The sequence below is a fragment of the Thiorhodococcus fuscus genome (assembly GCF_042682685.1).
Lineage (GTDB): Bacteria > Pseudomonadota > Gammaproteobacteria > Chromatiales > Chromatiaceae > Imhoffiella > Imhoffiella fuscus.
Genome location: NZ_JBHUHX010000001.1, coordinates 93,169 through 106,595, shown reverse-complemented (window position 1 = coordinate 106,595; position 13,427 = coordinate 93,169). Strand labels below are relative to the sequence as shown.

Annotated in this window: 12 protein-coding genes and 1 pseudogene; 2 read left to right on the top strand and 11 right to left on the bottom strand. The window is 61.5% G+C overall.

Features of this window, described 5'->3' with window-relative positions; translation table 11 throughout:
- Positions 1 to 36: 36 nt before the first annotated feature.
- From ACFSJC_RS00470 to nifH, 9 genes are all read right to left on the bottom strand, one after another.
- On the bottom strand, positions 37 to 999 hold the full coding sequence (locus ACFSJC_RS00470; RefSeq protein WP_386021615.1) for a hypothetical protein: 963 nt from the start codon (positions 997 to 999) through the stop codon (positions 37 to 39).
- A 40-nt stretch (positions 1,000 to 1,039) separates the two neighbouring features.
- Positions 1,040 to 1,834, bottom strand: coding sequence for a 4Fe4S-binding leucine-rich repeat protein (locus tag ACFSJC_RS00465; protein ID WP_386021613.1), 795 nt, complete (start codon positions 1,832 to 1,834; stop codon positions 1,040 to 1,042).
- 20 nt (positions 1,835 to 1,854) lie between these two features.
- Positions 1,855 to 2,124 carry a DUF6129 family protein gene (locus ACFSJC_RS00460; protein ID WP_386021611.1) on the bottom strand — a complete coding sequence of 90 codons (270 nt, stop codon included), beginning with the start codon at positions 2,122 to 2,124 and terminating at the stop codon, positions 1,855 to 1,857.
- The gene (locus tag ACFSJC_RS00455; protein ID WP_386021609.1) at positions 2,121 to 2,828 is read right to left on the bottom strand and encodes a dinitrogenase iron-molybdenum cofactor biosynthesis protein; all 708 of its coding nucleotides are present in this window, start codon (positions 2,826 to 2,828) and stop codon (positions 2,121 to 2,123) included. Before ACFSJC_RS00455 ends, ACFSJC_RS00460 begins: the two co-directional genes overlap by 4 nt.
- 129 nt (positions 2,829 to 2,957) lie before the next feature.
- Positions 2,958 to 3,158 carry a 4Fe-4S binding protein gene (locus ACFSJC_RS00450; RefSeq protein ID WP_386021607.1) on the bottom strand — a complete coding sequence of 67 codons (201 nt, stop codon included), beginning with the start codon at positions 3,156 to 3,158 and terminating at the stop codon, positions 2,958 to 2,960.
- 52 nt (positions 3,159 to 3,210) lie between these two features.
- Complete coding sequence (gene nifT / locus ACFSJC_RS00445; RefSeq protein WP_007041616.1) at positions 3,211 to 3,429, bottom strand: putative nitrogen fixation protein NifT; 219 nt, start codon at positions 3,427 to 3,429, stop codon at positions 3,211 to 3,213.
- 137 nt (positions 3,430 to 3,566) lie between these two features.
- A complete protein-coding gene (nifK, locus tag ACFSJC_RS00440) occupies positions 3,567 to 5,138 on the bottom strand; it encodes a nitrogenase molybdenum-iron protein subunit beta (protein WP_386021605.1) in 1,572 nt (523 codons plus the stop codon).
- Positions 5,139 to 5,272: 134 nt separating this feature from the next.
- Positions 5,273 to 6,757, bottom strand: coding sequence for a nitrogenase molybdenum-iron protein alpha chain (gene nifD / locus ACFSJC_RS00435; protein ID WP_386021603.1), 1,485 nt, complete (start codon positions 6,755 to 6,757; stop codon positions 5,273 to 5,275).
- A gap of 118 nt (positions 6,758 to 6,875) precedes the next feature.
- Positions 6,876 to 7,751 (bottom strand): nitrogenase iron protein, encoded by an 876-nt coding sequence (nifH, locus tag ACFSJC_RS00430; RefSeq protein ID WP_386021601.1) that lies wholly within the window; start codon positions 7,749 to 7,751, stop codon positions 6,876 to 6,878.
- A gap of 181 nt (positions 7,752 to 7,932) precedes the next feature.
- Here nifH and ACFSJC_RS00425 point away from each other — a divergent pair, with 181 nt between their 5' ends.
- Complete coding sequence (locus ACFSJC_RS00425) at positions 7,933 to 8,790, top strand: NAD(+)--dinitrogen-reductase ADP-D-ribosyltransferase (protein WP_386021598.1); 858 nt, start codon at positions 7,933 to 7,935, stop codon at positions 8,788 to 8,790.
- A gap of 109 nt (positions 8,791 to 8,899) precedes the next feature.
- Here the strand turns inward: ACFSJC_RS00425 and ACFSJC_RS00420 are convergent, their stop codons facing one another.
- Positions 8,900 to 9,589, bottom strand: a complete 690-nt coding sequence (locus tag ACFSJC_RS00420) for a histidine phosphatase family protein (RefSeq protein ID WP_386021595.1) — start codon at positions 9,587 to 9,589, stop codon at positions 8,900 to 8,902.
- Between the two features lie 363 nt (positions 9,590 to 9,952).
- Between ACFSJC_RS00420 and ACFSJC_RS00415 the strand changes: the two genes are divergently transcribed.
- Positions 9,953 to 12,139: a methyl-accepting chemotaxis protein gene (locus ACFSJC_RS00415; RefSeq protein ID WP_386021592.1), complete on the top strand. Its 2,187-nt coding sequence runs from the start codon at positions 9,953 to 9,955 to the stop codon at positions 12,137 to 12,139.
- A 199-nt stretch (positions 12,140 to 12,338) separates the two neighbouring features.
- Here ACFSJC_RS00415 and ACFSJC_RS00410 read toward each other — a convergent pair.
- Positions 12,339 to 13,271, bottom strand: a pseudogene (locus ACFSJC_RS00410) (ROK family protein).
- Between the last annotated feature and the right edge of the window lie 156 nt (positions 13,272 to 13,427).

Below are 13,427 nucleotides of genomic sequence, written 5' to 3'. Positions count from 1 at the left end.
GACGCGCGGGGGCCGAAGCCGGCTCCCGCGCAGGAATCACAAACCGTAGGGATCCTGATACCAGTCGCGCAGCACCTTGAGATCGCGCGCAGGGAGATAATCGTAGGCGCCCATGAGATCCGCATGCACCGCCTCGGCCAGCTTGTGCGAGACCTTGCGATTGGTGAGCATGTGGAAGTACCAGGCGAAGGGATAACCGGCCTCGCGGTCGAAACCGTGGATCTGATTCGCCAGCCCGGAGCCGCGGGCGACCTGAGAATCCGACAGTACCGGCAAGGGGTTGGCCACGACCGGCACGGGTTTGGCGGTCAGATGTCCATCGCCATCGCGATCCTGGTATTCACGGATCGACAGGACCCAATGGTGACAGAAACCCTCTGACTCGGCGGCCGAGCTGCGATCCCATTCGTCGAGAAAACGCATCAGATGCGAACCGGCATCCTGAGAGTCCATGAGATCGGAGACCCGAACCAAACGCCGGAACAGCAGCCTGGGCGAACCGATCGGCTCTGGCTCCAGACGCGGGAAATCGACCGGATCGACGAAATCGGCGATGCTGTCCGGAAACCAATCGGGATCCGAGATACAGCGATCGAGCACCTCCTGGAGCTGCTCAATCTCGATTTGGATGTAATCGCGCGCGAGCGGCCCCGTCTGGGCCACCAAATAGTGCGTCTGACCGTTGAGGCGGGTCGCGAAATACTGAACGTCGGAAAGCTTGAACATCAGTTCGTCGACATCGCCCTCGGACTCCGCCTCGGCCCATTCGGTGATGTTGTGCGCAATCCGGTTACCGTCCAGATCGACCACGCCGCCAAGCCGGTGCCAACCCGAACGCGTCATCGCATGATGCACGCTCAGGTCCGGCAACAGTGTCTGGATGGCCTCGATCAGGGGCGCGATTCCGTCCGTCACCTCGATCGAGCGACAGATCTCGGCGACCTTCAAGTCGAGTTCGGCCGCCAGACCTGAATCCAGGTTGCTCGCTGTCTTCGCCATAGTTATTTACGCCATTGTTCTATTCGTTGTGGTTCACGAATCACGGTTCGTCCTGGCCGAACGCGTCTCGATCCGGCGCATCCTCGTTGAGTCCGGCACGCTCGACCCGACTCTGCGCGATCGCCCGCACATCCGGGTCCGAATCCGCCAGCAAGGCTCCCAGCCTATCCAGCGGAAGACGTTCGGCGAGACGGGCGCGCACCCGCCAGTCGATATCCTTGACCATGAGTTCCGCCTCGTCGAACGGAATGCGCTCGGCGACCTTGAGGCGCACCTCGGGTTCGGAATCATCACGCATCAGCCCGAGGCTTTCGAGCGGTAGCCGCTCGGCCACGGTCACACGTACCTGACGGTCTGGATCGCGAATCATGCGGAACAGCCGACCCGGCGCGAGTCGCCGAGCCACGTACTGTCGCACCAGATAATCGGGATCCGAGGCCAGACGCTCGACCCGGTCCGGCGGCAGACGATCCGCCACCGTCACCCGGACCTCACGGTCGGGGTCGCCGATCAGTTCGTCCAGCGCCTCGATCGGGAGTCGATAGGCCAGAACCCGGCGCACGACCTCATCGGGGTCGCGGATCAGCGGAAGGAGTTTTCTCTGCGAGAGATACCGCGCGGCGATCGCACGCCGCTCCCAGAAGCCGTCTCCGGCATAGTCGTCGGCCAGGGTCGGATTGACGCGAAAGAAACGCTCGATCTGACGCCCGCTCATGGCCCGGACACAGACGTCACCAGGCGTGCAGCGCCCCTCTGTCAGCAGATCCCGGCGATGGGGACAGCCATTGCAGTTGCCGACGGAGGGTCGCGTTGGCTTGACGTGGTCCGAATTCATGTCCGCAGGGGCGCCGCGAATCAGTCCTCGTCCTCGACCTGAGCGAGGAGCAGACCAGTCGCGCCATCGAGATCGTTCGTCAGTTTCAGACAATGCGAGCGTCCGTCGACCAAATAGATATTGAAGTCCTCGTCGCGATGCGCCGGCTCACCGACACCCACATCCTCATCCAAACAGCTGGTGAAATGCAGTTCGGTGAAGGTCTCGCGCAGCAGTGACAGGGTCTGATCGTTGAGACCGGCGCGGCGCAGGATCTCGGCGACCTGCTGAAGGCGGGTCTCCTCGATCATGCCTCGACCTCATCGCGCTCGAAGCGGATACGGTCCTCGGGTGCCTGACCCATGACCTTAGCCAGCCAAGGCGGGGCCTTGCCGGCGAGGATGCCCTGGAGCGCGACCATACGATCGCGGGCGCTGCCGCCCTCGGCGTCCTTGATGGGATGGATATCCCGTTTCACCACCTTGGCCGCCGCCGGTCCGCCGATCGAGGCGACGTAGAGCACCTGACAATCGGAGATGAGTTCGGCGCGATAGGCGTTCTTGTCATCGCCGGCCTTGGCGTCGTCCACCACACGGACATCGATCAGGCGATTCTCATTGGCCGACACCTGATAGATGAGAAAGCAATGCGCGGCACCGAAATGGCCGTCCAATTCCTCGCCACGATCGGAGGCGCAGGCGACCCGGATGGAATCGGGCATGTCGCCATCGGCATAGGGCTGGACCGGCGGGGGCGGATCGGACTCCTCAAACCCCTCACCTTTGAGGATGGCGAGCGCGGCCTTCAGCTCGGCCTGGTCGAGATGGGCGAACTCACCGTCGGCGGCCTGCTTGAGGTCCTTGACCTTGAGCGTCGCGAGACTCTCGGCGGTCGGCGGAAGACCGACGGCGTCCGCCAACACACGAATCAGTCGGGCGGGATCGGTGTCCGGAAGGGTGCGCGCGGCGAGGCCAATGCGCAGTGCGACGTCTTCGGAGAGTGTTCCGGCAACCATGGTGAATCTCCTCGATCTCAAGTATCAGGCCGATAGATGGCGCAATAGGCTGGGCTATCGCACCCGACCCAGCGCGCTCAACCTCGCGGCGGCGCCTGGGGTGTGGGCGATCCCTCGCCCCGAGCCGTGTCAGACGGACACGATACAGTCATCTTCCATACAGGCTTCCATGCATTGCGGGACGCCGGGCTCGCCGTCGCCCTCGCACTCGGTACAAGTCGCAGCATCGATCTTGTAGACACCCTTGAACGGGCTGATGGACATCGTCGGGCAGACTGGCTCACAGTCACCGCAAGCGGTACACAAATCACGAACGATTTTCAAAGCCATTGGACTTCTCCATTACGAAACAAACGAGAGGGCATCATCGCCCTCGCGATCATCACTCGTCGCCGCGCTTGAAACGCAGCGTCGTCGGGAAGGTGGGCGGGGGACTGATGGGATCGATGTACCAGCGCGATCCGTCGGTGAGAACCACATCGCCGCCCCAGGTCTCGGGAGTATCCATCTCGACGGAGGAGATGGTCTCCTCCATGTCCTTCTTCGCGACGTAAAAGAGCAGATCTCCCGCGTCGTTCTTACGAATCATCACATTCGGCATAGGGATCTCGCTTCTTCAAGGATCCGTTCATCGGGTTCGATCAGCAAACGCGAAGAACGGCATTCTCCAGTCATGCAACGCTTCAGCTCAACGCAAACCGCGCACCCCGCACGAGGCGAAATGCGCGGAAGCTTACATCAGCGGACCAGATCGTAGTTATAGTCGGTCACGCCCATCTCGCGGGTTTCCTCGTCGAGACGATCCAGAACCGCATTGACCAGGGTGGTGAGGATGTACATGGCACCCTCGTAGCCCAGCGTCGTCATGCGATGCAGGTGATGACGGTCGAAGATCGGGAAACCGATGCGGATCAGCGGAACCTCGAACTCCTTGCCCTTGTGCAGCGTGTCGCGCTGGATGAACTTACCGTAGCTGTTGCCGATCAGGAAATCCGGCTTGTCGGTGAAGCACAGCGAACGCAGGTGCCAGAGGTCGCAACCGATGTGGACCTGACCACCCGCACCGTAAGGCGAGGATGCCAGAACCTTTTCCACTTCCTTCTTCCAACGCTTGTTGGCGTGGTTGCAGAGGATGTGGGTCGGCTCAGCGCCCAGCTCCAGCAGGAACTTGACCATGCCCAGGACGTAGTCGGCATCGCCGTAGAGGGCGAACTTCTTGCCGTGCAGCCAGGTGTGGCTGTCGGTCATCATGTCGACCAGACGACCGCGCTCCTTGGCCAGCGACTCGGGGATTTCCTTGCCGGTCAGCTCGGAGACCTTCATCAGGAACTCGTCGGTCCACTCCAGTCCCATGGGGATGTTGACGGCCGGAACGTCGTGCTTCCAGGTGATCTGCGCGAACTTCTTGGTCTTCGGCAACTGCCAGGGCTGGAGCAGGATGGTGTCGATGGCGTTCGGCGCATCCTTCATCTCGGCCACCGGGGTGCCGCCCGCGTACATGCGGAACTCACCGTCGGCCGGGGTATCGAGCACCTCGGTCGGATCGCACAGCAGGCTGTAGCCGACGCCCATTTCCTTCATCATGCGATGCATGACGCGGTAGTTGCCGAGATAGGTCTCGAAACCGGGCACCAGGTTGATCTTGGCGTTGGAGCCGACGACCTTGTCGTCCATCTCGTTCAGCGTGAAGTAGCGCTGAATGCCCTCGAACATGTTGTCCCAGCCGGTGGTGTGGCTGCCGACGAAGCTCGGGGTATGGGCGAACGGCGTCGGGAACTCGGGCGGGATGTGCCCTTCCTTCTTGGCGTTGCCGATGAAGGCATTGAGGTCGTCACCGATGACCTCGGCCATGCAGGTGGTGCTGACCGCGATCATTTCGGGCTTGTAGAGCGCCTTGGCGTTTTCCAGGCCGTCGAACATGTTCTTCTGGCCGCCGAACACCGCCGCGTCTTCGGTCATGGAGTCGGAGACGCAGGCGACCGGCTCCTTGAAGTGACGGTTGAAGTAGGTGCGGAAGTAGGCGACGCAGCCCTGCGAACCGTGAACGTAAGGCAGGGTCTTCTCGAAACCGAGCGCGCAGAGCACGGCGCCGAGCGGCTGACAGGCCTTGGCCGGGTTGATGGTCAGGGCCTCACGCTTGAAGTTGAGCTCCTGGTATTCCTTGGTGGTCGTCCACTGGAAGACCTCTTCGATCTTATCGAGACTCTCGACTTCCTCGACGGTGTTACGCTTGGCTGCAAGGTTGGCCTTGTAGTCTTCGTCGCCGAACAAGGGGTAGCAGGGTTTGATCTTATCGACTGTCTGGCTCATGAGTGTGCTCCTACCGCGCCGCTAATCTGCGGACAGACGGCATGACAAAGGGGGTCGGGCTTCCAGCCGCCAGCCTCCAGCGGCCAGCTCGAAGCTGCTGGCGGCTGGCCGCTGAGAGCTGGTGGCTAATTCAATCAGGCGCTGGCGGCAACCGCCTCGGCCTCACCCTCGGCAGACTTCTGCCAGGGCGCCTGCATGCTCTTCCAGCAGGGATTGTTGACGGTCATGTCCATATCGCGAGCGAAGATGGCGAAGCCGTCGTAGCCGTGGTAAGGACCGGAATAATCCCAGGAGTGCATCTGACGGAAAGGCACGCCCATCTTCTGGAAGATGTACTTTTCCTTGATGCCGGAGCCGATCAGGTCGGGCTTGACCCTCTTGACGAACTCCTCGAACTCGTAGCCAGTGACGTCGTCGTACAGCAGGGTGGCGTCACCCATTTCCTTGATGGTGCGGTCGTAGTCGTCGTTGTGCGCGAACTCGTAGCCCGTGCCGACCACTTCCATGCCCAGATCCTCGTAGGCGCCGATGACGTGACGCGGACGCAGACCGCCGACGTAGAGCATCACCTTCTTGCCTTCCAAGCGCGGACGGTACTTGGCGATGATGGCCTCGTACTCTGCCTGATACTTGGCGATGACCTTCTCGGCGTTGGCCTGGATGGTCTCGTCGAAGAAGGCCGCGATCTTACGCAGCGATTCGGCGATCTTGGTGGGACCGAAGAAGTTGTACTCCATCCACGGAACCCCGTACTTCTCTTCCATGAAACGACTGATGTAGTTCATGGAGCGATAGCAGTGGATGAGGTTCAGCTTGACTTTGGGGGTCAGCTCCATCTCGGACAGGGTGCCGTCACCGGACCACTGAGCGACGACGCGCAGACCCATCTCTTCGAGCAGGATGCGCGAGGCCCAGGCATCACCGCCGATGTTGTAGTCGCCGATGACCGCCACATCGTATGGAGTGGTCTCGAAAGAGTTGTCGCCGTCACGGTTGCCGATGACCCAGTCGCGGATGGCGTCGTTGGCAATGTGGTGACCCAGCGACTGGGACACGCCACGGAAACCCTCGCAGCGCACCGGAACGATCGGCTTCTCGATCTCCTTGCCCATCTTCTTGGACACGGCCTCGATGTCGTCGCCGATCAGACCGATCGGACACTCGGACTGGACACTGATGCCCTTGACCAGAGGAAAGAGCTCATTGATCTCGCTGATCAGCTTGGAGAGCTTCTTGTCGCCGCCGAACACGATGTCCTTCTCCTGGAAATCCGAGGTGAAGTTCATGGTGCCGAAGGTGTTCACACCGGTGTGACCGACGTAATAGTTGCGACGACCGGCGCGGGAGTAGGCGCCGCAGCCGACAGGGCCGTGGGAGATGTGGACCATGTCCTTGATCGGACCCCAAACCACACCCTTGGAACCGGCGTAGGCACAACCACGAACGGTCATCACGCCCGGCTGGGACTTGCGGTTGGAGATGATGCACTTCTTGGACTGCTCGATCGACTGATCGTTGACGGCCAGGTGCTTGGCGCGATCCTTCTTCGCCTTATCCGGATAGACCTCAAGCACCTCTTGGATGAGGGACTGGGTCTCTTCGCGAGTCAATGTTGCCATGTTGGCTTTCCTCTATTCGGCGCCGCGGCTAATCCGCCGACAGTCACACGGTGAGAAACCTTAAAGCGATGGACGACGGCACTCGGGTGCCGCGCCCGCTGGACGAGCAGAGGGCGACTTAGGCCGTTGCGTCTGCAGCCTTGCCGATGATGCTCTCGTCTTCCTCGTCCATCAGACCGAAGTCCATCAGCAGGTCTTCGAGCGCATCCATGGAAATCGGGGTCGGGACGACGAACATCTTGTTGTCGATGATCTTCTGCGCCAGGGTGCGGTACTCGTCGGCCTGCTTGGCCTTCGGGTCGTACTCGATGACGGTCATACGACGGATCTCGGCGCGCTGCACGACGTTGTCACGCGGCACGAAGTGGATCATCTGGGTGCCGAGCTGACGGGCCAGCTCCATGATCAGTTCGTCTTCGCGGGCGGTGTTGCGGCTGTTGCAGATCAGGCCAGCCAGACGCACGCCACCCGAGCTTGCGTACTTCACGATACCCTTGGAGATGTTGTTGGCCGCATACATGGCCATCATCTCGCCGGAGCAGACGATGTAGATCTCCTGCGCCTTGTTCTCGCGGATCGGCATGGCGAATCCGCCGCACACCACGTCGCCCAGCACGTCATAGAAGACGAAGTCCAGGTCTGCCTCGTAGGCGCCTTCCTCTTCGAGAAAGTTGATAGCGGTGATAACACCGCGGCCAGCGCAGCCGACACCCGGCTCAGGACCACCGGACTCGACGCACTTGATGTTGCCGTAACCGACCTTGAGCACGTCTTCGAGCTCGAGATCTTCCACGGAGCCAGCCTCGGCGGCCATCTCCATGATGGTGTTCTGCGCCTTGGAGTGCAGAATCAGACGCGTCGAGTCGGCCTTGGGGTCGCAGCCGACGATCATGACTTTCTTGCCCAGCTCGGCCAAACCGGCCACCAGGTTCTGGGTGGTGGTGGACTTGCCGATTCCGCCTTTGCCGTAAATGGCGCATTGACGCATTGCCATGGTATGGTCTCCTGTTGGCTCGCTACCGCGAGCGTTGAACGAATTCTTCACTCGACAGCTATTGAGCAATCGCTGTGCCAAATCCAGGAAAAACGCACAAGCCTTTGATTCAAAAGAGACCATAACCATTAGTGGTGGCTGTTCGAGTTGGTCGCATCCCCGACAAAGCCGCAGGGGCTGTATGGATAACAACAGACAAATCGAACAAGAAACCCGACAACCGCCCCCCAGCCTGCCACCAAACGCCCAGCTTCCCATCAACCGCTGCAACCTCCCCGCCGTCATCCTCGGCAGCCTGACCTTTCAGGAGCATCCGATCGCACTGGAGATCGACGGAATCAGAGACTTCCACGCCAGCCTCTTCCGCACGCTGGACGCCATGGAGCAACAGGACGAGCGCGCCCAGCACTTCATCGACTACATGACGGTGCGTTTCTTATTGGAGGAACTGGAAGAGGCGGGACTGACGCCCGGACGCAAGCGCAAATCCAGGGTCAACGCCAATTATCTAAGGATGGTGCGCGGCTGGTCGTTCGACTCGGACGGACGCGAGGGCGCCATTCTCAAACGCTGGGTGGAAAGCCGCTTCGGGTTGCTCGCCCGCCATCACGCCGGACCTCTGCTCGACCCGAGCGGCGATGCCTATCACCGCTACATCAGCGAAGGCACCCGAGGGCTCTACGCCACCAACGCCCTGGAGGCGCAGCTCGACCTGCTCTTCACCTACTGTCAGTACGAGCTGACCCGCGAACACGGCGAAAACGCGCACCTGAAGCTCTATCGCGGCATCAACCGCATGGATGAACACGAGATCCTGGAGACCCGCCCCTGCGGCCGCAACCGCGTCCTGCTCAACAACCTCAACAGCTTCACCAGCAACCGCGAGCGCGCAGACGAATTCGGCGACTACATCCTCATGGCCCAGGTCCCGACCTCCAAGATCTTCTTCTACAACAAGCTACTGCCCGGCATGCTCAAGGGCGAGGACGAATACGTCGTCATCGGCGGCGCCTACGAGGTCTGCATCAGCTCCATCTGAAAAACCCGCTGCCGACCGAAGCACAGGACCGTCTTGTCGGAGAGGCTCCACAGGCGCGGGTCGATCGCGACATAAGCCGCATCTCGCGGACGAACGCCCTCGACACGCCTCAGAAACCGTCGCTCTCCTGAATGGGCCGGCTCCACCAGCGCGACAGCCGCTGCTCGACGCAACGCCCAGGCAGCGGGTCATAGTGTGAGATGTCGTTGAACAAACGCAGCCGAGCGCGAACGTCGTTGGCGAACTCCAAGATGGTCAGCGCCGCAGGACTCTGGTCGAGCCGATCGCGGTAGCCCCGCGCATCGAACCCGAGCAGGCTGCTGATCAGGAGCCGATTGGTCCCTTTGTGGGAAACGACCAGCACGGACTGATGGCGATGGCTCTGAACGATGCGCCGCATTACCGGCAAGGCGCGCGAGAGCACCTGGATACCGGATTCGCCGCCCGCCGGAGCCGTCGTCAAGGGATCCTCCTCCCAAGCCTCATATTCCGCAGCGAACTCGCGCTCGATCTCGTCGCGCGTCCGACCCTCCCAGTGCCCGTAGGCGATCTCGCGCAGATCCGGCTCGACCTGAACCTGGCAGTCGTGAGGCGCGCCGACGATACGCGCGGTCTCGATGGTGCGCCCCATCGGGCTGGCGTAGATACCGTCGAGCCGATCGCACTTCAGCCGCTCCGCCAGCGCCGCCGCCTGATGCCGCCCCTCGTCGGAGAGCGGGACATCCGTCGATCCGGCGAAACGGTCCTCAGCCGTGAGTTCAGTCGCCCCATGTCGGACGAGATAGATTCGAGTTGGCATATTCGCTCCTCCACAAATGGTTGACCGTACGCATTATCGCCACAGAACGTGACAAGAGCACCGAGTTCTACTGATTGCTGCCTCGCGCGCCCTCTGAGCAGGCATCGCTAGGGCGCGCATTACCATGCCTCGACCGAGCTCCCAACAGGCGACCCAATCCCAATGAGCCAGGAACTGGTCATCCGCCACAATCGCCCCCAATTCGAAGCAGGCCGACGCACACGATCAAGGTGCGTCGCCAACACGCCAAAAACACCGGCTCACACAGAAACGGGACCAGCATGCGCCCGTTACAGCCAACGATAGGCATCGAAAACAACGCCGCATCGAATCCGGTCCAACCGAGGGATGAAGGGAGAAACGATGGCCATCACATCCATCCAGCAAAAGATCGCGCTCACCGGCGGGGCCTGCCTCCTCGCCACCGCAGGCATTCTGGTCGGCTACGGCGTCTATTCCGCCTATTCCACCCAGCGGCTGGTCTCCGAACGCGTCGAGACGCAAGCCGAAAAGGCCGCCCTCGACAGCCTCGTAAACCTCGCGGGCAAATATGCCGGAGACATCCGCAGCAAATTCGATGTCGCCCTTGATGCGGCACGCACGATGGCGAGTATTTTCGCCGTCTCAAAGGCGCAGACAGGGCTTGCGGCCGACCTCAGCCTACAGCGGCGCGACGTCAATGCCATTCTTCTGGAGATCCTCAAGGAAAATCCGGAATTCAACGGCACCTACTCCTGCTGGGAACCGAACGCCATCGAGGGACAAGACCTTCTGTTCACGGACGAGGGCAATGGGAACAACGCCCAAACCGGCCGCTTTACGCCCTACTGGACGCGCGACCCCAACGGAAAGATCGATGTCCAGGCGCTCGTCGAATACGACACCCTGGATACGCATCCGAACGGTGTCATGAAGGGCGGCTGGTACATCAACCCCAGCAAGACCCACAAGGAAAGCATCCAGGCCCCCCTGCCCTACGTGGTGCAGGGCAAGCAGGTCTGGCTGGCCACGCTATCGGCACCGATCCTGGTGCAGGACACCTTTCTAGGCGTTGCCGGAACGGACTACAACCTGGACTTCGTCCAGCAGATCAGCAAGCAGGTCTCCCAGCAGATCTTCGACGGCCAGGGCGACGTCGCCATCGTCAGCGATCAAGGTCTACTGATCGCGGCCAGCAAACATCCCGAATTCATCGGCCAGCATTTCAAAGCGCTCGACGCGAATGACTGGCAGAAGAGTCTGGAGATCATCCAGCAGAAACAGGCGGTCGCCAGAATCAATCAGGAGTCGCACAAGGTCGAGGTCTTCTCGCCGATCGAAATCGGTCGCACAGGCACCATCTGGTCGCTCATGCTGACCGTCGATACCGATCTGGTACTCGCCAGCGCGCGCGCTCTGAGTCAGGATATGGCCGAACAAGGAAAGCGTAGCGCCCTGATGCAGGTTGCCGTCAGCATCCTGGTCGTCCTGCTCGCCATGGTGGCACTCTGGCTCGCCGCGCGCTCGATCGCAGGACCGATTCGCCGTGCCGCAAACTTGGCTGGCACCATTCGAGCCGGCGATCTATCGCAACGCCTGGCGCATCGCTCGGCGGACGAAGTCGGGCAACTGACCAACAACCTCGACGAGATGGCCAACAGCCTCCAGGAGCGCGCCGAGCTTGCGGAGCAGATCTCCCAAGGCGAACTGGATCTCGACGTTCGACTGGCATCCGACAAAGACCAGCTCGGAATCGCCCTCAGCCGCATGGTTGAAAACCTCAATCAACTGGTCGCCCAAGTCCAATCCGGCGCAACGCTCATCACCGACAAGGCACAGGCGGTCTCGGATCTGAGTCAGAGCTTCGCCAGCGGAGCCACGCAATCGGCGGCCTCGGTCACCGAAATCAGCGCCACCATCAACCAGATGGCGGGACAGATTCGCCAAAGCTCTGAAAAGGCGGACCGGGCGAACGCGCTCTCCAAGAGCACCGAGCAAGCCGCCCAGCAAGGCAATGCGCTGATGGAGGGTCTACGCTCCGCCATGCAGGACATCGAACACTCCGGGCAGGACATCACCAACATCACCATCGTGATCGAAGAGATCGCCGCTCAAACCAACCTGCTCGCACTCAACGCCGCGATCGAGGCAGCCCGAGCGGGCGAACACGGACGCGGCTTCGCGGTGGTCGCCGACGAGGTACGCCGCCTCGCGGCCCGCAGCGCCGAGGCCGCTCAGCAAACGGCTCAGCTGATTCAAAAGACCGGCGAACGCACGGTCAAAGGCATGGAGTTGACGGACGACACGGCGCTCGCCCTGCAAAAGATCGTGACCGAAGCGGCAGAATCCTCCTCGCTGGTCGCGGATATCGCGCTGACGGCCAACGAGCAGGCGACGGGAACCGAGCAGCTGAGCGATGCCATCGGGCAGATTGACGAGGTCATCAACCACAACAGCGACAATGCCGAGCAATCCTCGATGGCCGCACACACCCTGACCGAGCAGGCCAAACAGCTGGAGCAGCTGGTTCGCAAATTCAACATAAAAGCTGACGCGAGGCAGACAACGTAGATCCGGGGCGTTTGCGAGGACCAAGTCCTCGCCCCGACTCATCCTCGACGGCCCCAGGCTCGCCACAGCACAACGCCTGGTCGAAAAACCAGCCATAGACGGCAATGACGGAACCGCAACACGCGGAGACTGCGACGCACGTTCAGGAAGACCAGAATCGCTGATCCCAATCGCAGCCAGTGGAGAACCGGGGGAGACTCTAACGAGACGTCATGCCGCGCTCTTGCAGAGACGCGATCGGCCACAGCCAAGCCGCACCCCGCACGCCCGAGGAGTCACCATACCTCGCCGGAAGCAGGCGGGTCGAGATCTGATCGGAAAAGATCCATTCGCCCCACAGCCTGGGCACATTCCGATACAGCCGTTCGAGCTTCGAGAGTCCGCCTCCGAGCACGATGACGTCGGGATCCAGCAGATTGACGACACCCGCGAGCGCGCGGGCCAGACGTCGCTCGTAGCGTTGCAGCGTTTCAATGCATCCGGGATCGCCGTCCTCGACGCCTGCCGCGATGGCCACCGCATCCAGCGCCATGCCCGTATGGCGCACATGATCCAATGCCATGCCGGGACCGGAGAGATAGGTCTCGATGCAACCCGAACGACCGCAATAGCAGCTCGGCAGCGGCAAATCCTCCTTCTCAGGTGAAGGCAGCGGCGAATGCCCTCACTCGCCCGCAATGGCGTTCGCCCCGACCAGCAAACGACCACGCACGACCAGACCACCGCCGACGCCCGTACCGAGAATGGCGGCGAATAGCGTTTCAGCCTCGGCGCCAGCACCATCGCTCGCCTCCGACATCGCCAGACAGTTGGCATCGTTGGCCAGCCGAACCTCACGACCCAAACGCGTCTCCAGATCCTTGCGCAGCGGCTGTCCGATCAGACAGGTCGAATTGGCGTTGCGGATGAGCCCAGTCAGGGGTGAAACCGACCCGGGAATGCCAACCCCAACAGAGGCACCGGCCCCAAGCACGCGCTCGGCTTCCTCCACCAGGTCGCAGACCGTTTCGACCGTGGCGCGATAATCACCTGCAGGTGTCGGGACACGCCGACGCCATCGTTCGCGCCCATCGGGGTCGAGCACGATGATTTCGGTCTTCGTACCGCCAAGATCGATTCCGATGCGGACCATGAGGACCTCCATGAACGGATCATTGATACCAAGCAAGATCGCCTGCTGCTCGACGCGTCATCAAGATCATCGTGGAACCGATCCACGCTGACGCAGTGAATGGGGTTGTAGCAATCAAGAGAACCCCGAAGACCCAAGGCTTACATCGCGGGAGAC